Below are 19,988 nucleotides of genomic sequence, written 5' to 3'. Positions count from 1 at the left end.
CTCGCCATCCTCATTCGTACGTACACCCTCCTCACGTTTTCGAAAGGTTCCACGAACATGTCCGAAAAGAAGCCAGTCATCGTCTACGGCGTCTCCGGGTACACCGGCCGTCTGGTGTGTGAATACCTGCGCGAGTTCAACATCCCGTTCATCGCAGCCGGTCGCGACGCCGCTCGCATCCAAGAGGTCCTCGACAAGATCCCCGGTTTGGACACCGTCGATCACGAGGTCGTCGAGGTCGAGCACACCGTCGAGGCGCTCACTGAACTGTTCACCGGCGCACAGGTTGTCAGCAACATGGTCGGGCCGTTCATCAAGCTTGGCGGCACCGTCGTCGAGGCTGCGTTGAATGCCGGTTGCCACTACATGGACACCACCGGTGAGCAGGACTGGGTACTCGACGTCCAGGAGAAATTCGGCGACAAGTACCAGGAGAAGGGTCTGCTTCTCTCGCCCGGTATCGCGCAGATGTACACCACCGGTGAGATCGCGGCCAACATCGCACTGGAAACGCCGGGTCTCGATACGCTCGACATTCTCGTGCTGTGGAAGGGATTTCCCACCTACGCCTCCACTCAGACGATCTTCACCATCCTCAAGGCGAACTGGTACTACCTCGAGCAGAACAAGTACGTGCAGTGGGCGCCCGGCCAGACTTTCGACGTCGTCGTTCCCGGCCAGCACGAAACTGCGCTTGCATTGCCGTGGGGCGGAACTTGCCACCCCGTGTGGTTCAAGAACGATCCGCGAGTTTCCAACGTCAAGGCTGCGGGCGGGGTGTTCGACCGCACCGTGATGGAAGGTGTTGTCGCGACACAGAAGATCGTGGAGGAGCAGATCAAGACCCTGCCGGCCGACGAGCAGGAAGCCGCCTTGGCCGAGATCGCCGGTTCGGTTCAGGCGGGTATGCCCCCTCGTGAAAATCCGCGCATCAACACCTCACTGGACTCGGTCTACGCGTCGGGTCCGCTGGGTCGCTCGCACGTCGTGATCCACGGAAACTGCAACTACAAGCAGACGGGCCTCCTACACGCCTATGCAGCGCATTCCTTGCTTCAGCAGGCGCCCAAGAGGACCGGGCTTGCCTCGGCCTGCCAGGCGTTCGGCCATCGCGAACTACTCGGCGCGCTACGTAGTTTCGGGCTGGCTCTGGAGCCGGAAGTAACCATCAACGCCTAGCTCGTCGCCCTCGTTATCATGTTCACGGCTCCCGGCGTGCATCGCGCCGGGAGCCCCGCCCTGGAGGCTCCCCATGCGTTTGACCGACTATCTCGACAAGGGAGCCTCTCTTGGTTCCACCGCACCGTGTTTGACGATGGGGGAGCGCACTCTCTCCTACGGCGAGGTGCAACAGTTCAGCCGACGCTTCGCAGCTTCGCTCGCTGCTTCGGGCATCGCGGCGGGCGAGAAGGTCGCGATTTTGTCCGGCAATGACCCGATCTCGTTCTCCTGCGTATTCGGTATCAGTAGGGCTGGCGCGGTCTGGTGCCCGATCAACCCCCGCAACGAAGCTGCGGAGAACCGAGACCTGTTGGATCTGTTCGATTGTCGCGCTCTGTTCTTCCAGAAGTCCTATGCGCCGCTTGTCGACCAGATCAAGGACGCGCTTCCACAGTTGGTGACGCTCGTCTGTATCGACGGCGAATGGGATTCGGCACAGTCCCTCGAAAGCTGGCTCGGGGAAGAAGAACTCGATGTCGCGGCGCCCGACGACGTCACCATGCTGGTCGGTACCGGTGGTACGACGGGCCGCCCCAAAGGCGTGATGTTGACCGGGCACAACATCGAGACGATGACCGCAATCACTTTGATGAGTTACCCATTCGAGGGGCGCCCGGTGTATCTGGCGTTGGCGCCGTTGACTCACGCCGCCGGTGTTTTGTGCTTCCCGATCATGGCCCTCGGCGGCGAAGTGGTGATCATGCCGAAGCCCGATCTCGGGTACTTCCTCGCGAACGTTCAGAAGCACAAGGTGACTCACACCTTCCTGCCGCCGACGCTCATCTACATGTTGCTCGAGCACGAGGACCTCGCGGTAACGGATCGTAGCTCGCTGCAGTGTTTCTGGTACGGCGCGGCACCGATCTCCCCGACCAGGCTAGAGGAGGCGATCGACAAGATCGGACCGGTCATGGCTCAGCTGTTCGGGCAGAGTGAAGCCCCCATGATGATCTCGACGATGTCACCGAAGGAGCATTTCGGCCCGGACGGCACTGTCGCAACGTCACGACTTTCGTCGGCGGGTCGACCGTCGCCGCTGGTGACCGTGGGGATCATGGACGACAAAGGCGCGCTGCTCGGACGTGGCGAGCGTGGTGAGGTGGTGATTCGCAGTTCGTTGGTGATGGCGGGTTATTACAAGAACTCCGACGCAACCGCGGAAGCGTCAGCCCACGGCTGGCATCACACCGGCGACATCGGGTACCTGGACGAGGACAATTTCCTGTTCATCGTCGATCGTGCGAAGGACATGATCATCACCGGCGGTTTCAACGTCTATTCGGTCGAGGTGGAGCAGGCACTCATGGCGTATCCGGGGATTCAGGACTGCGGAGTGATCGGGTTGCCGGACGACAAGTGGGGCGAACGTGTTGTGGCAGTGGTGCAGCCACACCTCGGCGCAGACATCGACGGCGCCGAGGTGATGGCTTTCGTGAAGTCTCGCATCGGAAGTGTGAAGACTCCGAAGCAAGTCATCGTCTGGGACGATCTACCTCGCTCCAAGGTCGGCAAAGTTCTCAAGAACGAGATCAAGAGCGAGCTGACTGGCTGAATACCCCCGGAACGCCTATGTTTCACCGCGCGGAGTGCCTGTCGAAACCGACAGGCACTCCGCCTTCTTGTCACCGCGGCCGGTCGATTGCTCACGAATCGAGTACCGATCATCGGGAATCGTGTCTGTGAAGTTCGAATCGCGACCCGCATCGTCTCTGTGTCAGCCATCACAATGATGTGTTCGAATGAGTACGAGGTGAATCATGCGTCACGAAAGAACAGTCACCGAGCAACTTCCCCTTCCGGCCAGGACCGTCCGGAAGGTCATGCTCCGCTTCATGCCGGTCATCGGATTGGCATACATCGTCCTGTATCTCGACCGATTGAACATCGGCGTTGCAGCATTGACGATGAACAAAGAACTCGGAATATCGGCCTCGATGTTCGGGTTTGCGGCCGGAATCTATTTCTGGAGTTACACGATCTGCGAACCCCCGAGCAACTACATCCTCACAAAGGTCGGTGCGCGGCGCTGGATCACACGAATCATGATCACGTGGGGCGTGGTCACCATCGGAACCGCGTTCGTTCAGGGTGCCAGCGGATTGGTGGCAGCACGATTCCTGTTGGGTATTGCCGAAGCCGGCTTTTCGCCCGGCATGCTGTTCTTCGTCTCGAAGTGGTTCCCGAATCGGGATCGAGGCAAAGCAATGGCGTGGATCGTGACCTTCATCTGTATCTCCGGCCTGGGTACTCCGATCACCACACACCTGATGGCTATCGACGGCTTTCTCGGGCTTTCCGGATGGCGATGGGTATTCATTCTCACCGGCGTCCCCGCCGTGGTCATGGCGTTTGTGATCTACAAGGTTCTGCGGGACAAGCCTTCCGAGGCGGAGTTCCTCTCCGAGGAAGAACGCGGTTGGCTCACCGATACGCTCGAGTCGGAGGCGCAAGAGCGCGAAGCGGTCGTCGGTAAGCACAGCTTCCTCCAGGGACTCGTGCACCCACGAGTACTGGTGTTGATCGCCGTGTTCATCTGTTTCACCTTCAGCCTCAACGGTTTCCAGATTTGGATGCCGCAGATTTACGCGCAATTCGGGATGAGCACCAATCAGATCGGATGGGTTGCCGCACTACCTGCACTGATTGCGATCGGACCGATGATCTGGTGGACGCGCCATTCGGACCGCGCCGGAGAGCGCCCCGTGCACTTCGCCATCGCCGCATCGGTCGCAGCACTCGGTTTTGCTATTGCTGCGCTGTTCTTCACCACACCGGTTGTCGCCATCTTCGGATTCTGCATCGCCGGGATCGGTCTCTACAGTTCGATGAGCATCTTCATCACCATGCCTTCGAGCTTCCTTACCGGCGCTGCCTTGGCGGCAGGTTTCGGTGTCATCAACGGAATGGGTAACCTCGGAGGCTATTTCGGTCCACAGGTCACCGGCTGGATCAAGGACGCGACCAACAGTTTCACACCGGCAATCGGGGTGTACTCCGCGGTGCTGGCGACGGCAGCATTGATCGTGCTGCTGCTCAAGGTGATCACCAGAAAGGCCGACAAGGCCAACGCCCAACTGACTCTGGATTACCGGGCGGAGCGCGACGCCGGAACCTTGGTTGCACCTGAGCAGGTTTGAGCCGAGTCTCGGCCCGGAAGATTCCCGATCAACGGGAATTCTTCATTCTTCAGGCGAGCATGCGCAGGACATCATCACTTATCAGGATCACAGTCGTCGACCGTGGTTTCGTCGGCAACGAACAAACGAGGACTTCGTGAGTAGATACTTCGGGCCTTTGCGCCAATTGGGTTTTGTGGTCAACGACATCGACAGTGCGCTGAAGCATTGGATCGACGTTGTCGGCGTTGGCCCCTTCTTCTTCGTGGAGGACCAACCGTTGAACGACTTCGTCTTCCGTGGCAAGTCGAGTGCGCCTCGATTCAGTGTGGCGCTCGCGCACAGCGGAAGCGCGCAGATCGAGCTGATTCAACAACACAACGATGAGCCGTCGGCATTTCGCGAGTTCGCCGATCGCGGGCTCGAAGGACTTCAACATGTTGCCTACTGGACAACGGATTTCGATCGATATATGGAGGAATCCAAGAACCGAGGGCTCGTCGAATTGCAGAGTGGTAGGTCCGGTAGTGGCGCTCCGGACGAGCGATTCGTGTACTACGAGGACGGCCCGTATCCGGGAACAGTCATCGAAATCTCGGAGGTCAGCGGAAGGAAGGGTGATCTGTTTCGCGCAGTCGAGGCTGCATCGAAGGAGTGGGACGGGTCGAATCCCATTCGCGACATGAGGAAGGTGCTGTAGTCGTGAGTAGGAAGGTAGCGATCGTCACTGGTGGCGCATCGGGGATCGGCCTGGCAACGTGCAAACGATTCGCCGACTTGGGTTGGAATGTCATCTCTGCCGACCTGTCGCATACATCCGGAGACACTGCGCCAGAACCAGATACACGGACAGTCGGCGTTCGAGTGGATGTCACCGATGAGGGGGATATCCGACGGCTTCGCGACGTCGCCGAAAAGCTGTTCGGTCGTGTCGACACGGTTGTGACCTCGGCGGGAACCGCGGACAACGCGCCGATCCGGCACACCACACCCGATCGATTCAGGCGAACCCTCGAGCTGAACCTCGTTTCCACGTTTGCGGTGGTCAGGGAGTTCGTGGATCTGCTCGCCGGAGATGGCGGCGGATCGGTGGTGACAATTGCCTCGGTTTCCGGCCTACGCGGCAGCGTAGACCGTGCCGCGTATTCCGCCTCGAACGGTGGCGTGGTCGCGTTGACCACACAACTCGCGATCGAGCTCGCCGGCGAGGGGATCCGAGTCAATTGTGTTGCACCGGGTTCGACGCGGACACCGCTTGCAAGTCGGGCCCAGAGCCCTGAAATGCAGAGCGCCATCTTGCAGTCGATCCCGTTGAGCCGTTACGCGGAGCCGGCTGAGATTGCCGAAGTCGTGACCTTTGTCGCTGGTCCCGGCGCCGGTTTCGTGACGGGTCAGACGTGGACGGTCGACGGAGGTCAGTCGATGACAGCCGGTTGGAATCTTGCGAAGGAGCGACATGACTCTTGACGCAACGTCCAATACAACGGAGAAACCGGTAATCATCGGAGTGCACGTCAACGAGAACACCATGCGCGCACCCAATCCCCACATTCCGTGGACGCCCAGCGAAATAGCCGACACTGCTCGCGCTTGTGAGGATGCGGGGGCGTCGTTGATGCATTTTCACGGTCGAGCCGTGGACGGCGGCGTGGATCACTCGGCGGCGACCTACGGAGAGATCGTCGAGCGGGTTCGGGCGGTATCGAATCTGCTGCTTGCGCCGTCGATGGCCAATGTTCCCGGCTACACGATAGATGAGCGGCTGTCGAATCTTGCCCCGAACCAAAGTGATCCGAAACGACGTTCCGACTTCTTGGTCGTCGATATGGGCTGTGCGGCGATGGACTTGATCGATGCGACGACAGGCTTGTTCGCAACCGATTCCAGGGTCTTCGTCAACGACACTCGAACACAGATCGAGTTACTTTCGCGCGCTGGTGAATTGGGTCTGGTGCCGTATCAGACGTCATTCAACGTGAGTTGGACGCGCGCGATCTTCGCCCACGCAAGGGTGCGGAATCCGTCGTCACCATTGGTGATCGCTTTCATTCTCGGTGGTGACGAGTTTCCGGCTGCACATCCGGCGACAGCAGCAGGGCTACGTGCGCAACTGGACCTCCTGCCGACTGATCTTCCAGTGGAGTGGATCGTCTCGGCCTACCGAGGCAATGTTCTTGCAGCAGCGGAGGAGTCGATCAAGCGCGGGGGCCATGTAGCAATCGGTGCCGGTGACTACCACTACGAAGAACTGGGATACCCCTCCACACCTGATCTGGTCGCCGAAGTTGTTTCGATCGCTCGGCGGTACGGGCGTGAACCCGCAAGTCCTGATCAGGCACGTCGAATTCTAGGGGTGGATGTCCATGCGAGTAGTTGAAACCGAAGGTGCCGAACCTACTTTGGTTCATTCCTCTAACGGAAAGAGAGTGTGGATCATGGATTCGATTGCGTTTGCTTCCTCGGCTCAGGCCGGTGATGTGATCGTGACCGGATCACACGGAGGGACGAGTGCTGGAGAGTACGCCGTCGGGTTCGGGGTTCGTGTTGTGGTGTGCAATGACGCCGGCATAGGGAAGAACAAGGCAGGAATCGCAGGTTTGGCTGCGATCGACGCCCAGAAGATCGTCGGCATTGCAGTCGGACACGAGAGTTCGCGTATCGGAGATGGCAAGGACGTGTGGGAGTGCGGCATCGTGACGTATGCCAATCCGACTGCAGTCGCAGCGGGTGTGCGTGTGGGCAGCCGCGTTTCCGAAGAAGTGCTGGCACTGATAGAGAGGAGCGTCGACTGATGTTTCGGAACATTGTCGGTGTGGAGAACGGTAGACAGATTGTCGTCATGGACAGTATGTCGCAGATCGAACGGTCGGACCGCGACCGCATCGTCGTTGCGGCATCCAACGGAGGTCAAGAGTCAGGGCGGATGGCGATTGCGACGGGCTGTGCGTTGGCTGTGCTGAACGATGCCGGAATCGGCAAGGACAACGCGGGGATCATCGGAATCGTCCGCATGGGAGATTCGGGACTTGCCGGCGTAGCGGTCAGTCACGACTCTGCCGAGATCAGCAATGGAATGGATATGTGGCACAACGGAACTGTTTCGTATGTCAACGAGCCCGCAGCGGCGGCTGGGATACGGGTCGGTGACAACGTTCGCACGTGTGTGAGTGCGTTTGCGGTTCGCTTCCCTGTCGGCCCAATGTCGGCGTCCGAGAGTTCGTCATGATCGGCCATGTGGTCAACCGGCCCGAGGATGTAGTCCGCGAAGCGCTCGAAGGACTTCAGATCCTGCACCCGGAAATGCTCTCCTACCACCGAGATCCGTTGTTTGTGACTCGCGCGGTTGTCGCCCGAGACAAAGTTGTGTTGGTCTCAGGTGGCGGGGCCGGGCATGAGCCGTTACACGCGGAGTTCGTCGGATCCGGCATGTTGGACGCCGCAGTTCCTGGGTCGGTCTTCGCCAGTCCCACAGCCTTTCAGATCCGTGCTGCGGTCAATGCTGTCGAGACCGGACGGGGTGCACTTCTCATCGTGAAGAACTACACCGGAGACAAACTGAATTTCTCGATCGCGGCCGAGTTACTCGGAACTGAGCGGCAAGTGGAGATCGTGATGGTCGACGACGACCTCGCGACGACGACTGCAGACGAGGGTGGACCTGGACGTCGTGGTACCGCTGCGGTAATCGCCGTGGAGAAGATTTGTGGGGCGGCCGCGGAACGGCACTGGGCGCTTTCCGAGATCGCTGACCTGGGGCGCCGGGTGGTGGCGGCGTCGGCGACGTTGGGTGCAGCTTTCCGCTCGTGCACGGCTCCCGGACAGGATCGTCCGTCCTTCGAACTGGCGCCGGGGGAGATGGAGTTCGGCATCGGAATCCATGGCGAGCGTGGACGTGAGACGCGTCCGACGGTTCCTGCCGCCGAACTCGTGGCGCAGTTGTCGGAGCCGATCCTCGATGCTGTCGGGGTGGAGCGCGGGGATGGTGTGATAGCGATAGTGAATGGGCTAGGGGCAACACATGGACTCGAATTATCGATTGCCACTGCAGAATTGAAGTCTTTCCTCGGGGATGCCGGTATCGGTTTGGATCGGGTGATTGCAGGTTCTTTCGTCACTGCATTGGATATGCACGGGCTCTCTATCACCCTTCTCCGTTCGACCGAGGAGTTTGTGGATCTCTGGGATACAACGGTACGCACTCCCGCTCTCGCTTGGTAACTCGAATATGCACTACTGAAAAGAGTTTCATGATGACAACGTTGAGCGTTGGGGACACTCGGGCGTGGATCGATCGATTTGCCGACGCCGCCGAAGATCAATTCGATTCCCTCACAGATTTGGACCGGCTTGTCGGAGACGGCGATTTCGGAATGAATCTGCGGACGGGCCTGCGAAGTGCGGTGCAACGACTTCGTTCCGACCCGCCGACCAGTCCTGGTGAAGTGTTCGCCCGTACGTCGGATGCGTTTCTCGGCATCGGTGGGACAAGCGGACCACTTCTCGGTCTGTGGTTCGGCCGGATCGGAGCAGTCTCTGGAGTTGAAGTGACCGCAACAGACTTGGCTTCTGCCCTAGGTACGGCGACAGCTGCGGTGCAGCGTCTCGGCAATGCCCAGGTGGGTCACAAGACCATGGTCGACGCCATGGTCCCCGCAACCAGCGCATTGACCGAGGCGGCAGTCAGCGGGGCAACCTTGTCTGCTGCCTTGAGCTCTGCGGCCACGGCTGCGAGGCTCGGCGCCGAATCGACTCGCGCGATGCTCGCCCGCCGCGGACGCGCGACCTACGTGGGAGAACACGCCAGGGGCGTCGAGGACCCTGGGGCATCGGCGATTGCCATGTTCTTCGCCGCATCCAGCTACAAGAGCGTTCCGGCATGAGCGATCTGCGAGACAAGGTCATCGTCACAGTTGCCCCGACGGGTGGCTTCCTCACTGTTGCCGACAATCCGTTCATTCCGACTCAGCCTGAGCAGATTGCGGCGGATGTGGCACGCTGCCACAGCGCTGGAGCCAGCGTGGCAGCACTTCATGCTCGACGACCGGACGATCAAGCGACCTGTGATGCCGCAATCTATCGGCGGATGAATACGCTTGTCCGCCAAAGCTGCGACATCGTGATCAACAACTCGACCGGCGGCGGAGTCAACGGTGACATGGTGAGTGTTCGCAGTGACGGAACGCGCGTCGTGGACTGGGACGCGAGGCTGCAGGGCCTGCATGGCGGAGCAGACACATGCACGCTCGATGCCATCACGGCCTATGTGACATCACCGGTCGGTGAGGTACTGATGGACACGCCGCCCAGTCGTGCCGCCGAACTGGCAGCGTCAATGCGCGAACTAGGAATCAAACCTGAATGGGAGGCCTTCAGCCCGTCACATCTGCTCCAGGAGATACGTACGTTGACCGAAGAGCAGCCTGGCCCGCACCTCGTCAATCTTGTACTGGGACTTGATCGAACTTTTCAGAATGCGATGCCGTACTCCCCGCAGATCTTGCAGCAGATGGTGGAACACCTACCGGAGAAATCGGTCTTCTCCGTGAGCATCAGCGGGCCAGATCAACTGCGTGGTCTGACTCATGCACTCGTGCTCGGTGGGCACGTGCGTGTGGGAATCGAAGACTATCCGTTTCTCGCGAATGGGGAGCCGGCCGAGAACGTTCGTTTGGTGGAGAACATCGTCGACATCGTCCAGCGACTCGGAATGCAGCCTGCAACACCTGGGGAGGCAAGGGCAATCCTTGGTTTGGAGGGTTCGGATGAGTAGAACACCGACGAGTAGAACACTTCGCTCGCAGGATTGGTTCGGAGGCAATGATCTCAATGCATTCATCCACCGCTCGTGGATGAAGAACCAGGGTATCCCTGATCGGATGTTCGACGGCCGACCGGTTATCGGTATCTGCAACACGTATTCCGAGCTCACGCCGTGCAACGCTCACTTCAGAGATCTGGCCGAGCAGGTGCGACTGGGTGTCATCGAAGCGGGCGGATTTCCAGTTGAGTTTCCGGTGATGTCATTGGGTGAGACGATCATCCGCCCCACCACGATGCTCTATCGGAACCTCGTCAGCATGGACGTGGAGGAGTCGATTCGAGCCAATCCGATCGACGGCGTCGTACTGCTCTGCGGCTGCGACAAAACCACCCCGGCGCTGGTAATGGGCGCAGCCAGTTGTGACCTTCCCACCATTGTCGTATCCGGTGGGCCCATGTTGAACGGCCGCCATCAAGGTAAAACTGTCGGATCTGGAACCTCGGTGTTCGAGATGAGTGAAGCAGTGCGAGCGGGGTGCATGAGCGAATGTGAGTTCAGAGCAGCGGAATCGGCGATGTCTCGATCGCCTGGTCACTGCAACACTATGGGCACCGCGTCGACGATGGCTTCGATTGTCGAGACTTTGGGCCTCACGCTGCCCGGTAATGCTGCGATCCCGGCAGTGGATTCACGGCGACGTGTACTTGCACGCGACAGCGGCGTGAGAATCGTGGAGATGGTCGTCGAGAACCTGACGATGTCTTCGGTCGTCGACCGAAATTCATTCGAGAATGCGATCAAGGTGAACACGGCTATCGGTGGGTCCACCAACGCTGTGGTGCACTTGCTTGCCATCGCCGGGAGGCTGGAAATTCCCCTCGAACTCAGCGATTTCGGGGAGCAGAGTCGTGACGTTCCCCTGCTGGTCAACCTCATGCCTTCGGGTACCTATTTGATGGAAGATTTCTTCTACGCAGGCGGACTGCCCGCGGTGATCGCCGAGCTCGGAGACATCCTCCATCTGGATGCCGCCACGGTTACCGGAATGACTCTCGGTGAGAACAACTCCGGCGAAACGATTTGGGATGACGACGTAATTCGTAGCACGGCGGCACCGTTGCTGGAGCAAGCCGGCATAGCGGTATTGACCGGCAATCTCGCGCCGAACGGTGCAGTGATCAAGCCGTCTGCGGCGTCGCCCGAGTTGCTCAGCCACGTGGGTCGTGCGGTCGTGTTTCACGGAATGGACGACTTCTCGGCGCGCGTCGACTCGCCGGATCTCGACATCGAAGCCGACGACGTCATCGTCCTCACCGGTGCTGGACCGAAGGGGTTTCCGGGTATGCCAGAGGTAGGTAATCTGCCACTCCCTCGAAGGCTGCTCGAGCAGGGTGTGCGAGACATGGTCAGGATCTCGGATGCGCGAATGAGCGGAACAGCCTTCGGCACAGTCGTTTTGCACGTTGCGCCTGAAGCGGGAGCCGGTGGGCCTCTCGGCGCGGTCAGGGATGGTGATTTGATCGAGTTGGATGTTGCTCGTGGAGTCTTGCGTGTACTCGTCGACGACGACGAGCTGGCCAGGCGTCTCGAGGCGTTGCCGCCACGCGTACAAAAGAGTACGAGTGGGTATCAACGACTGTTCGTGGATCATGTGATGCAGGCCGACCGCGGAGTCGATTTCGATTTCCTGGTGGGCAGGCGTGGAACGGAGGTACACGGTGACAATCACTGAGCGTGTCGGCCGAGTCGTGGTCGTGACCGGTGCAGGGTCGGGACTCGGCCGCGCAATGGCCAGAGGTCTACTCGATGCAGGACACCACGTTGTATTGGCTGGTCGAAACAGCGTGAGCTTGGAAGCGACAGGTGGGGGTCACGAGCGTGCAGTGGTAATTCCCGCTGATGTGTCCTCGCCCGAATCGGTTCACCGGTTGTTCACATCCGTGACTGAGCGTTTCGGCAGACTCGATGTGCTTGTCAACAACGCAGGGACATTCGGTCCGTCGGGGAGTGTGGACGAGATCGATCCTGAAGCGTGGAACGCGACAGTCGCAGCCAATCTCACCGGTGTATTCCTTTGTGCGCGTGAAGCGATTCGTATCATGAAAACACAGGATCCGAGAGGAGGCCGGATCATCAACAACGGGTCGCTCTCCGCTCACACGCCCCGGCCTGACAGTGCCGCCTACACCGCGACCAAACACGGTGTGTCAGGTTTGACGAAGTCGATCTCTCTCGACGGCCGAGAATTCGACATCTGTTGCAGTCAAATCGACATCGGCAATGCGGCAACTGACATGACAGCCGGAATCGGCCACTCGGCACGACAAGCTGACGGCACCACCAGGCCCGAGCCGACATTCGATCCTCGTCATGTCGCGAACACCGTTGTGCAACTGATAGATCTACCACTCGACGTGAATGTCCCGACTCTGACGATCATGGCAAACCGGATGCCGTACGTCGGGCGCGGTTGACGGCGTCAGCGTCGTTGTAGGACAGGGCGGACGACGGACTGGGCACTCGAGAGATCACGTGAGATGGCGATTGCCGTCGTCCGCACCGCCGCGTCGATACGGGTCAGATTTATTCGGCCTGCCATACCGGAAATGGAGATGGCGCCGAGGACGTCTTCGTCCGGGCCGAATATTGGTGCTGCGGCGCCGACGATCCGGGGAAATGCTTCCTGGCGGTCGAAGGCGACACCACGCTTGCGAACACGATCCAGTTCTCGGTGGAAGAGTTCGGGGTCGGTGATGGTGTTCTCGGTGTGTGCTTCGAGGACAGTGGGCATCGTGAAATCCCGAGAGTTGGTGAACGCCAATACTGCTTTGCCGGAACAACTTGCGTGTGCAGGCCACCGACCACCGATTTGCTGCGGAAGGCGTGGTCCGTCGTCGCCACGGAAGACATCAAGGTAAACCACGTCGAAACCGTCCAATACAGCGAGTCCCACGTTGTGCCCCGTTGCTTCACGCAAGGCCGAAAGGTGGCGCCGCGCTGCTTCGCGGAGGTTTCGCTGCCGTGGAACAGATTCGCCGATCTCGAACAGGAGGAGACCCAAGCGGTAGTTGGTTCCTTGCCGTTCGAGCAACCCGACTCGGACGAGATCGTCGACCATTCGATACACCGTTGTTTTGGCCATGCCTGTCCGTCGAACAAGCGCTGCTGCGCTGAGAACGCCTGAGCTGTCACGAAAAGTCTTCAGGATCTCGGTGGAACGACCAATTGCGGAAACCTCGCCATCGGCCCGATGAATGGGACTCACCGAACTATTCTGTCTGCCTGATGCGCGATTGTCGAGGGGCAATCGCGCATCAGATCACGCAGGTCTTCCGGTGATGGGATCGCCGGATATCGTCACGACTCGCACACCACGTCTTCGGCGGGCAGTGAGCCGTCGAGTAGGTACGAGTTGACGGCGGCGTTTGCGCAAGTATTCGCGTAGCCCGGGAACACCGCATGAGTGCGGCCTGGAACTGTCACGAGCCGTGAACCTTTCATCGCTTCATGCATGCCGAGGCCTTCGTCGTATGTCGTGCGGGTGTCACCGGTTGCCTGGATCTGCAATGTCGGAACGTTGTTGTCGATGTCGATCCGCTTCGGGGCCTCACGGCGCCAGAACGCGCAGGGCATGATCGTGTTGTGCGTGCCGGCGAAGATCGGCTGATCACCACGGTGCTCCTCCAACTTGTTGCGATACCACGCGGGATCGCTCGGCATCGACACGTCTCCGCAGACAATGGCGATTGTTCCGGCATAGTCCGGGCCGGTCCCCAATTCGGTCTGGAACCATGCCTGCATCAGTCCCGTCAGCTGGGGATGGATGTTCACGACGGTCCTGCCGGCGGCGAGTTCGCGCAACTGAACCAATACCTGCGCGAATGCCTCGCTTTCCTTTTCGGTGTCCCCGGTTCCGTTGACGTACATCAGGAATGGAAGGACGTGATCGTCGACGGCGTAGTCACCGATCTGAATCGGAGTGGTGGCAGCGTCCGAGATCAGCTTCTCGATGAGGGCGCGAACTTCGGCGGGCGTCGATCCGAGTGCATAGGTGGAGTTGTTTTTTGCTGCCCACTGTGAGAATCCGTCGATCGCTTTCTCATTGGCCGGGCCCATGTCCTGGAACATCTCGTATCCGTATTTCTTCGGGTCCGGTGCGCTGTCGAGAACCACACGGTCGATCCTGTCTGGGAACATTTGCGCATAGGTCGCACCAAGATATGTGCCGTACGACCACCCGAAGTACGACGCCTTCTCCTGGTCGAGGGCGCCACGAATCACGTCGAGGTCGCGGGCGATGTTCTGAGTATTGATGTGCGGCAGATAGTCCGGGTACTTGTCCCAGCATGTGTCAGCGGCCTCGCGTGCGAGCGCAACACTTTCGTTCCACCCTTCCTCTGTGGTACCCGGTGAACGCATCCATGTCATCTGCTCGACGCCGCAGTCGATCGGCGTGCTCTTGCCGAGCCCTCGGGTGTCCATGCCGATGACGTCGTATGCCGCTGCGACTTCCGGTGTCATCCCGGCATTCAGAATCTCGGGCAATCCCAGTCCTCGGCCACCCGGGCCACCAGGGTTGGTGAGCAGGATCCCGCGTCGCTGTGCAGGGTCGGTGGACGCGACCCGCGAGATCGCCACTTCGATTGTCTTGCCGTCAGGGGCGGAATAGTCCAAAGGTACTGTGACCATGGCGCAGTCACTTGCCGTCGATGTTCCGGTGTCTGTGGCGCATGGCCCCCATTCGACATCCTGGTCGTAGAACGCGCTGAGATTCGATTGTGGATCTTCCTGCGGAGCAGCAGGATCCGAGCACGCCGCCAGTGCAGGTACTGCGAGTGCGGCGGCGGCGATTGTGGTAGCCAGCCACTTTCGTGGTCGAGGCGTGCGTGATCTGGGCATGATGGATCCAGTCATTGTCGTGTCGTGTCCTTGTTTCGAGCCCATTTTCGGGCAGCGTTGATCACCCCACTTCCGATGTGGGGATTCAGTGGCGGAGTTTCAGGGTCGAGACTGGCGGGCAGCGAACTCGGCCGCTACAGCCTTCGCGAATCTTTCCTGGGTCGGGGTTCTTCGATCTGCTTGGTGCTCGCGCAGCACCGCTACCAACCGGGTGGGTGAAGGGCGTTCCGGTGCGGCCTGTTCAGGAAGCACTCTCTCGGTGAAATCGCAGAACTGAATGGCAAGGGCCGCAATCGTGTCGGCGTCCGCCGGAGCGTCGGTGAGGGCGTACATGCGAGTAATCAATTCGATTGCCTGCTTGCGGTTCGGCTTCGCCAACGCCCGGCGGTGTGCGCTCAGGAGTGAATCGCAGACTTCGGGATCACCCCCGGAGACGGTGAGCGCGAGGATCAGGAGTTCGCGCTCGTTGTCGATCCACGCTGTCGGTGCACCGGCAACGACATACTGTGCGAGCACTTCCGAAAACGCGTCGGGTAGTTCGGGATCGGCGTTGCGGCGTAGCGACTCGATGTGAGCACGTTGAACCGCGATCTGTTCGGCCTTGGCTGCCAGTTCCTTGTCGAGTGCGTCGAGTGCGGACCGGGTGTCGTGAGCGTCGCCGTCGAGCAGTTCGGCGATCTTGGCAACAGGAATCCCCAGATCGCGCAGGCGGCGGATGCGGCTCAGTCGTGCCAGGTCCACCGCCCGGTACATGCGGTAGCCGTTGGGTTGGCGTTGTGGTTCTTCGAGAAGCCCGTTCGAGTGGTAGTAGCGCACGGATCTGACGGTGGTGCCGGCCAGATTCGCCAGCTCGCCGATGGTCATCATCGCCTCGCCCTCCCGTTTGTCGATTCGGATTTCGTCTGTGGAAACCATTCTCCAACCCTGACGCGGCGTCAGGGTCAAGGTGCGCGCCGGAGAACGTGACCGTTGACACGTTAAGGACATAGCCTTAATCTGGATTTTGTCCGTTACGACATCATCGATTCCGAGGAAGTGCCTTGATGGCTACCCTTTTGCCTGCGGCAACGATCTTTCCGATCCCCACCGATCCGCTTGCTGCCTATGGTCCACTTGTCGCTCGCCGGAATCCCGAGTCCGTAGTTCCGGCGCCGTACGAACACTTTGCGGTCAAGGCGGTCACGCCGACGATCGGAGCGGAAATCTCCGGCATTCGACTCGGTGGGGACCTGTCTGATGCCGTGATTGCGGAACTTCGCCGCGCTCTCCTCGAATGGAAAGTCCTCTTCTTTCGGGATCAGGACCTCGGCCGAGCAGAACATCGAGCTTTTGCCGAGCGTTGGGGCGATCTCGAACAGCATCCGTTCTTCAAGTACACGCAGCCAGGGCAGACGGACGTCGATGTCACGACGCTGGCCAAGGATGCGATGGTCGGCGGCGTCGAGAACAACTGGCACAACGACGTGACGTGGCACGAGTTTCCTTCATTTGCCGCCGTACTTCGTGCAGTCGAGGTGCCAGAGGTGGGTGGTGACACGTTGTGGGCTGACACCGCTGCTGCCTACGATCTGCTTCCGGAAGACGTCAAGAAGCGTATCGACCCGCTTGTTGCAGAACATGATTGGATCAACTCGTTCGGTCGGTCGATGCCGGCGGATGCGGTCGAGATGTTGCGTCCGAAGTTCCCCGCGGTGCAGCATCCGGTGGTTCGGGTCATTCCGGAAAGCGGCAGGCGGGTGTTGTTCGTCAACATGACCTTCACGCAACGGATCTTGGGCGTGTCCGAAGAGGAATCGAACGAACTTCTCACGATGCTGTATCGCCACGTCAATCGTCCGGAATTCCAGGTCCGACTGAAGTGGGAGCCGAATACTGTTGCCTTCTGGGACAATCGGACCTGCCAGCATTACGCGGCCAGTGACTACTTCCCGGCTCGTCGTGTGATGGATCGAATCTCGATTGTCGGCGATCGGCCAGTGGGCGTCGGGGACTGATACGACGCTCAGCGCCTCACGATGTCTACTACGAATAGTAGTAACGCACCTCACATAGTTTTTCGACGCCTTGTCGATATGATTTCGACAAGGCGTCGATAAAAGTCGGCGTGACTCGCACCGACGACTTTGGAGCTTCCCGAATGTTCCTCGCCCTGCGTGAACTGTGGTTTGCGCGAAATCGATTCCTCTTGATGGGTGCCGTGGTTGCCCTCATCTCGATCCTGATGGTGATCCTGTCCGGCCTCTCGTCCGGCCTGGTCAACGACGGTGTGTCCGCGTTGCAGCGGACGCCGATCCAGGCATTCGCCTTCGCTCCGGACACGAAGGCAGACTCTGCCTTTTCACGGTCGGTCGTCACCGAAGAGCAGGCGCAGGCATGGCGCGCGCAACCTGATGTCCAAGACGCCGAACTGTTCGGAAACATGATCGTCAATGCAAAAACTCGCAGTGGTACGCCTGTCGATCTCACGCTCTTCGGCATCGAACCTGGCTCCTTCCTCGAGCCCGTCACCGCCGACGGGAGGGGACTGCAAGCCGACACGGACATCATCGTCAGCTCTACCTTCCGTGATGATGGTGTTGCGATCGGTGACACCGTGATACTCGATCGACTCGGTACGGAGCTGACAGTTGTCGGATTCACCGAAGACAAGCGCACTTTCGGTCACGTCGACGTCGCCTACCTGCCCCTGCGTACCTGGCAGGAGGTTCACGCCGGTGCCAAGATCGGCGAAACCGCCAACGCCAGTGCCTATTCCGAAGCGAGTGTCGTTGCGATTCGGGGCCTGGACGATGTAGTGCCGGACCTCGTGTCGGGAGATGCGGCGGCGGGAACGTCCGCAAAGACGCTCGAGGAATCTTTCGACTCCTCACCGGGCTTCTCCGCGGAAATGATGACAATGTCGATGATCAAGGCGTTTCTGTACGCGATCTCCGCACTGGTCGTCGGCGCATTCTTCAGTATCTGGACAGTTCAGCGTGGTCGCGAACTCGCAGTGTTGCGTGCGATGGGAGCCTCCACCGGCTTTCTGCTTCGCGACGGCATGGCACAGGCACTGGTAGTGCTGCTTGGTTCCATCGGCATCGGTGTGTTGCTGGGCTTGGGGCTCGGCTCGGGACTCGAAGGCGGTGGGATGCCGTTCGCTCTGGAGTCCGGCCCTGTCGTCAACGGCGCAGTGCTCTTGGCGGTACTCGGGCTGATCGGCGCAGCCGTTTCCATCGTCCGCGTTACGCGTGTCAACCCGCTCACCGCATTGGGGGAAAACCGATGACCACAGTCGAAAAAACCACTACCGGAATGGTATTGACCGCTGTCAGTCTTCGATTCGGTGACGGTGACTCCACAGTGCTCGCCCTCGACAACGTGGACCTCGAGGTCACGGGCGGCGAACTCGTCGCGATCGTCGGGCCGTCAGGGGCTGGAAAGTCGAGCTTGCTCGCTGTGGCAGGCGGACTCGGTCGGCCGTCGAGTGGAACGATTGTCATCGACGGCGTCGACGTGTCGGCGATGCCGGCCCGTGCATTGGCCAAACTTCGACGAGACAAGGTCGGCTTCGTCTTTCAATCCGGCAATCTGATTCCAGCGCTGACGGCGCGCGATCAGCTTCGGCTGATTCCCAAGCTCACGGGGCGGCCGGGGCGCGATCCCGAGGAATTGCTCGACTCGGTCGGTATGAGCCACCGTGCGGATCGTCGACCTGGTCAACTCTCCGGCGGCGAACGACAGCGCGTCGGTATCGCTCGGGCATTGATGAGCAATCCCTCGCTACTGCTCGTCGACGAGCCGACGGCTGCTCTCGACCGAAAACGTAGCCATGAGGTGGTTGAACTGCTCTCGCGCGAAACTCACGAGGCCGGCGTCGCTACGATCATGGTGACCCACGATCACGACGTGCTCGGGCACTGCGACCGCATCCTCGAAATGGTTGACGGTCGATTGCGTCAGAGCGAGTAAGCCCGCAAGGGGACTGGAGGAGATTCGGTGCCGAGGATCGATGCCCCCACTGTGGTCGAGCATCGTGCTGCTCAGCGGCGTGCCCTCCTCGACGCTGCACACGCTCTTCTGTCCGAGACCCCGGACCGGCCGCCGGGGCTCGGTGAGGTGGCAGCGAAGGCCGGGCTCGCCAGGTCGAGTGCCTACCACTACTTCCGGTCCCGAGAAGATCTCCTCAGTGCCGTCGTCGAAGACATGTTCCCGCGCTGGAACGACAAGATCGTCGAGGCGATGGCAGGCGCAGACGATCCGGTATGGGCGTACGTCGAGGCAAACCTCCAACTGGTTGCCGACGGGGAGCATGCGATAGTCGGAGCGCTGGCGACGCTGACCCCGCAAACGTTTCGAGATTCGCGGATCATGGAAATGCACGACAGTCTTGTGCTTCCGCTTGTCGAGGCCCTTCGCCTCTGTGGCGTGTCGGACCCGAAGCTCACCGCCAAGTTGATCAACTCGCTGGTGCATACGGGTACTGAACTGATCGAATCCGGTTGCAGCATGGACGAAGTCAGGTCCGCCGTGCGTGAGGTCCTCGCGTGACGGGCAGCCTCAGGCCGTAATCAGATCCATCCGAAGGTACTCGGTGATGCGGAGCAGTCTCGGGGGTTGGGACACGTCTGAGGAAAGTGCTTGAAATGCTTCGTCTTTCGTGACGAGGCGCGGGGAGCCAAGGCCCACCTCCGTCTCGTCGACCGACAGTCGAGCGCTCCCCGCTTTCAAGACGTTCTGCACCCAGTCCGAGCCTGATCCGTACACCAGAATGAAGACGTAGCCACCCTCGACCGGATAGGCGTCGAGAGGTGTCCGGTAGGTCGTGCCGGATGTGCGTCCGACGTGTGTCAGTACCGGCCATTTCCCGCTCGAGATCGCGCGAGGATTGAACACCCGCTTGTTGACGTGTCCCCACCATCTCGGCATCGGCATTGCGGTCTCCCTTCGCGAGCGCCTTACGAACGTAAGGCTGGCTTACACCTGTAAGGGTGACTTACGGATGTAAGGTT

General features: G+C 60.1%; 21 protein-coding genes. 17 read left to right on the top strand and 4 right to left on the bottom strand.

The genetic code is table 11. From position 1 onward, the window contains the following. Window positions 1-57 precede the first annotated feature (57 nt). The 13 genes from QMA15_RS07280 (at window position 58) to QMA15_RS07220 (ending at window position 12,572) form a co-directional block, all read left to right on the top strand. Window positions 58-1,179, top strand: coding sequence for a DUF5938 domain-containing protein (locus tag QMA15_RS07280; RefSeq protein ID WP_019745371.1), 1,122 nt, complete (start codon window positions 58-60; stop codon window positions 1,177-1,179). 73 nt (window positions 1,180-1,252) lie between these two features. After that, a complete protein-coding gene (locus QMA15_RS07275; RefSeq protein WP_046379319.1) occupies window positions 1,253-2,773 on the top strand; it encodes an AMP-binding protein in 1,521 nt (506 codons plus the stop codon). Window positions 2,774-2,978: 205 nt separating this feature from the next. After that, window positions 2,979-4,358 (top strand): MFS transporter, encoded by a 1,380-nt coding sequence (locus tag QMA15_RS07270; protein WP_019745369.1) that lies wholly within the window; start codon window positions 2,979-2,981, stop codon window positions 4,356-4,358. 136 nt (window positions 4,359-4,494) lie between these two features. Next, complete coding sequence (locus tag QMA15_RS07265) at window positions 4,495-5,037, top strand: VOC family protein (RefSeq protein ID WP_024488162.1); 543 nt, start codon at window positions 4,495-4,497, stop codon at window positions 5,035-5,037. 2 nt (window positions 5,038-5,039) lie between these two features. Continuing rightward, window positions 5,040-5,804 carry an SDR family NAD(P)-dependent oxidoreductase gene (locus QMA15_RS07260; protein ID WP_290283818.1) on the top strand — a complete coding sequence of 255 codons (765 nt, stop codon included), beginning with the start codon at window positions 5,040-5,042 and terminating at the stop codon, window positions 5,802-5,804. Beyond that, on the top strand, window positions 5,794-6,714 hold the full coding sequence (locus tag QMA15_RS07255; RefSeq protein ID WP_019745366.1) for a 3-keto-5-aminohexanoate cleavage protein: 921 nt from the start codon (window positions 5,794-5,796) through the stop codon (window positions 6,712-6,714). Before QMA15_RS07260 ends, QMA15_RS07255 begins: the two co-directional genes overlap by 11 nt. A gap of 58 nt (window positions 6,715-6,772) precedes the next feature. Beyond that, window positions 6,773-7,129: a hypothetical protein gene (locus tag QMA15_RS07250; RefSeq protein ID WP_127160019.1), complete on the top strand. Its 357-nt coding sequence runs from the start codon at window positions 6,773-6,775 to the stop codon at window positions 7,127-7,129. After that, on the top strand, window positions 7,129-7,563 hold the full coding sequence (locus QMA15_RS07245; RefSeq protein ID WP_020909192.1) for a hypothetical protein: 435 nt from the start codon (window positions 7,129-7,131) through the stop codon (window positions 7,561-7,563). The genes QMA15_RS07250 and QMA15_RS07245 overlap by 1 nt, the downstream gene beginning before the upstream one ends. After that, the gene (locus tag QMA15_RS07240; RefSeq protein WP_290283816.1) at window positions 7,560-8,555 is read left to right on the top strand and encodes a dihydroxyacetone kinase subunit DhaK; all 996 of its coding nucleotides are present in this window, start codon (window positions 7,560-7,562) and stop codon (window positions 8,553-8,555) included. Before QMA15_RS07245 ends, QMA15_RS07240 begins: the two co-directional genes overlap by 4 nt. A 29-nt stretch (window positions 8,556-8,584) precedes the next feature. Further along, entirely contained in the window at window positions 8,585-9,217 is a 633-nt protein-coding gene (gene dhaL, locus QMA15_RS07235; RefSeq protein WP_020909190.1) for a dihydroxyacetone kinase subunit DhaL, read from the top strand. Further along, window positions 9,214-10,107 (top strand): 3-keto-5-aminohexanoate cleavage protein, encoded by an 894-nt coding sequence (locus QMA15_RS07230; protein WP_020909189.1) that lies wholly within the window; start codon window positions 9,214-9,216, stop codon window positions 10,105-10,107. Before dhaL ends, QMA15_RS07230 begins: the two co-directional genes overlap by 4 nt. Continuing rightward, window positions 10,100-11,830 (top strand): IlvD/Edd family dehydratase, encoded by a 1,731-nt coding sequence (locus QMA15_RS07225; RefSeq protein WP_019745364.1) that lies wholly within the window; start codon window positions 10,100-10,102, stop codon window positions 11,828-11,830. Before QMA15_RS07230 ends, QMA15_RS07225 begins: the two co-directional genes overlap by 8 nt. Further along, window positions 11,817-12,572, top strand: coding sequence for an SDR family oxidoreductase (locus QMA15_RS07220; protein ID WP_007732761.1), 756 nt, complete (start codon window positions 11,817-11,819; stop codon window positions 12,570-12,572). Before QMA15_RS07225 ends, QMA15_RS07220 begins: the two co-directional genes overlap by 14 nt. Before the next feature lie 5 nt (window positions 12,573-12,577). On the opposite strand, the gene QMA15_RS07215 is transcribed toward QMA15_RS07220, so the two are convergent. The 3 genes from QMA15_RS07215 to QMA15_RS07205 form a co-directional block, all read right to left on the bottom strand. Further along, complete coding sequence (locus tag QMA15_RS07215; protein ID WP_019745363.1) at window positions 12,578-13,363, bottom strand: IclR family transcriptional regulator; 786 nt, start codon at window positions 13,361-13,363, stop codon at window positions 12,578-12,580. A 92-nt stretch (window positions 13,364-13,455) separates the two neighbouring features. Beyond that, window positions 13,456-14,997, bottom strand: coding sequence for an alpha/beta hydrolase (locus QMA15_RS07210; protein ID WP_290283815.1), 1,542 nt, complete (start codon window positions 14,995-14,997; stop codon window positions 13,456-13,458). Between the two features lie 99 nt (window positions 14,998-15,096). Next, window positions 15,097-15,912 carry a MerR family transcriptional regulator gene (locus QMA15_RS07205; protein ID WP_019745361.1) on the bottom strand — a complete coding sequence of 272 codons (816 nt, stop codon included), beginning with the start codon at window positions 15,910-15,912 and terminating at the stop codon, window positions 15,097-15,099. Between the two features lie 128 nt (window positions 15,913-16,040). On the opposite strand from QMA15_RS07205, the gene QMA15_RS07200 reads away from it, so the two are divergent. From QMA15_RS07200 to QMA15_RS07185, 4 genes are all read left to right on the top strand, one after another. Then, window positions 16,041-16,991 (top strand): TauD/TfdA family dioxygenase, encoded by a 951-nt coding sequence (locus QMA15_RS07200; protein ID WP_020970840.1) that lies wholly within the window; start codon window positions 16,041-16,043, stop codon window positions 16,989-16,991. 143 nt (window positions 16,992-17,134) lie between these two features. Further along, window positions 17,135-18,265, top strand: a complete 1,131-nt coding sequence (locus QMA15_RS07195) for an ABC transporter permease (protein WP_020970839.1) — start codon at window positions 17,135-17,137, stop codon at window positions 18,263-18,265. After that, entirely contained in the window at window positions 18,262-18,948 is a 687-nt protein-coding gene (locus tag QMA15_RS07190) for an ABC transporter ATP-binding protein (RefSeq protein WP_290283814.1), read from the top strand. Before QMA15_RS07195 ends, QMA15_RS07190 begins: the two co-directional genes overlap by 4 nt. Before the next feature lie 27 nt (window positions 18,949-18,975). After that, entirely contained in the window at window positions 18,976-19,527 is a 552-nt protein-coding gene (locus QMA15_RS07185; protein ID WP_290283813.1) for a TetR/AcrR family transcriptional regulator, read from the top strand. Between the two features lie 9 nt (window positions 19,528-19,536). Here QMA15_RS07185 and QMA15_RS07180 read toward each other — a convergent pair whose 3' ends face one another. After that, window positions 19,537-19,911, bottom strand: coding sequence for a nitroreductase family deazaflavin-dependent oxidoreductase (locus QMA15_RS07180; protein WP_283308209.1), 375 nt, complete (start codon window positions 19,909-19,911; stop codon window positions 19,537-19,539). Window positions 19,912-19,988 lie beyond the last annotated feature (77 nt).

This window comes from Rhodococcus sp. APC 3903, from assembly GCF_030407755.1.
In the GTDB taxonomy this organism is placed as follows: Bacteria; Actinomycetota; Actinomycetes; order Mycobacteriales; family Mycobacteriaceae; genus Rhodococcus_F; species Rhodococcus_F erythropolis.
Note: the sequence above shows the minus strand (reverse complement) of the source record. Positions and strands in the feature narration are given on the sequence as shown.

What these genes read in the sequence shown, in the direction of transcription:
- QMA15_RS07250 (WP_127160019.1), top strand. Translation starts at nt 6,773, where the DNA reads ATGGATTCGATTGCGTTTGCTTCCTCGGCTCAGGCCGGTGATGTGATC.
- QMA15_RS07205 (WP_019745361.1), bottom strand. Translation starts at nt 15,912, where the DNA reads ATGGTTTCCACAGACGAAATCCGAATCGACAAACGGGAGGGCGAGGCG.
- QMA15_RS07275 (WP_046379319.1), top strand. Translation starts at nt 1,253, where the DNA reads ATGCGTTTGACCGACTATCTCGACAAGGGAGCCTCTCTTGGTTCCACC.
- QMA15_RS07180 (WP_283308209.1), bottom strand. Translation starts at nt 19,911, where the DNA reads ATGCCGATGCCGAGATGGTGGGGACACGTCAACAAGCGGGTGTTCAAT.
- QMA15_RS07230 (WP_020909189.1), top strand. Translation starts at nt 9,214, where the DNA reads ATGAGCGATCTGCGAGACAAGGTCATCGTCACAGTTGCCCCGACGGGT.
- QMA15_RS07255 (WP_019745366.1), top strand. Translation starts at nt 5,794, where the DNA reads ATGACTCTTGACGCAACGTCCAATACAACGGAGAAACCGGTAATCATC.
- QMA15_RS07210 (WP_290283815.1), bottom strand. Translation starts at nt 14,997, where the DNA reads ATGCCCAGATCACGCACGCCTCGACCACGAAAGTGGCTGGCTACCACA.
- QMA15_RS07200 (WP_020970840.1), top strand. Translation starts at nt 16,041, where the DNA reads ATGGCTACCCTTTTGCCTGCGGCAACGATCTTTCCGATCCCCACCGAT.
- QMA15_RS07270 (WP_019745369.1), top strand. Translation starts at nt 2,979, where the DNA reads ATGCGTCACGAAAGAACAGTCACCGAGCAACTTCCCCTTCCGGCCAGG.
- QMA15_RS07280 (WP_019745371.1), top strand. Translation starts at nt 58, where the DNA reads ATGTCCGAAAAGAAGCCAGTCATCGTCTACGGCGTCTCCGGGTACACC.
- QMA15_RS07245 (WP_020909192.1), top strand. Translation starts at nt 7,129, where the DNA reads ATGTTTCGGAACATTGTCGGTGTGGAGAACGGTAGACAGATTGTCGTC.
- QMA15_RS07190 (WP_290283814.1), top strand. Translation starts at nt 18,262, where the DNA reads ATGACCACAGTCGAAAAAACCACTACCGGAATGGTATTGACCGCTGTC.
- QMA15_RS07240 (WP_290283816.1), top strand. Translation starts at nt 7,560, where the DNA reads ATGATCGGCCATGTGGTCAACCGGCCCGAGGATGTAGTCCGCGAAGCG.
- QMA15_RS07225 (WP_019745364.1), top strand. Translation starts at nt 10,100, where the DNA reads ATGAGTAGAACACCGACGAGTAGAACACTTCGCTCGCAGGATTGGTTC.
- QMA15_RS07195 (WP_020970839.1), top strand. Translation starts at nt 17,135, where the DNA reads ATGTTCCTCGCCCTGCGTGAACTGTGGTTTGCGCGAAATCGATTCCTC.
- dhaL (WP_020909190.1), top strand. Translation starts at nt 8,585, where the DNA reads ATGATGACAACGTTGAGCGTTGGGGACACTCGGGCGTGGATCGATCGA.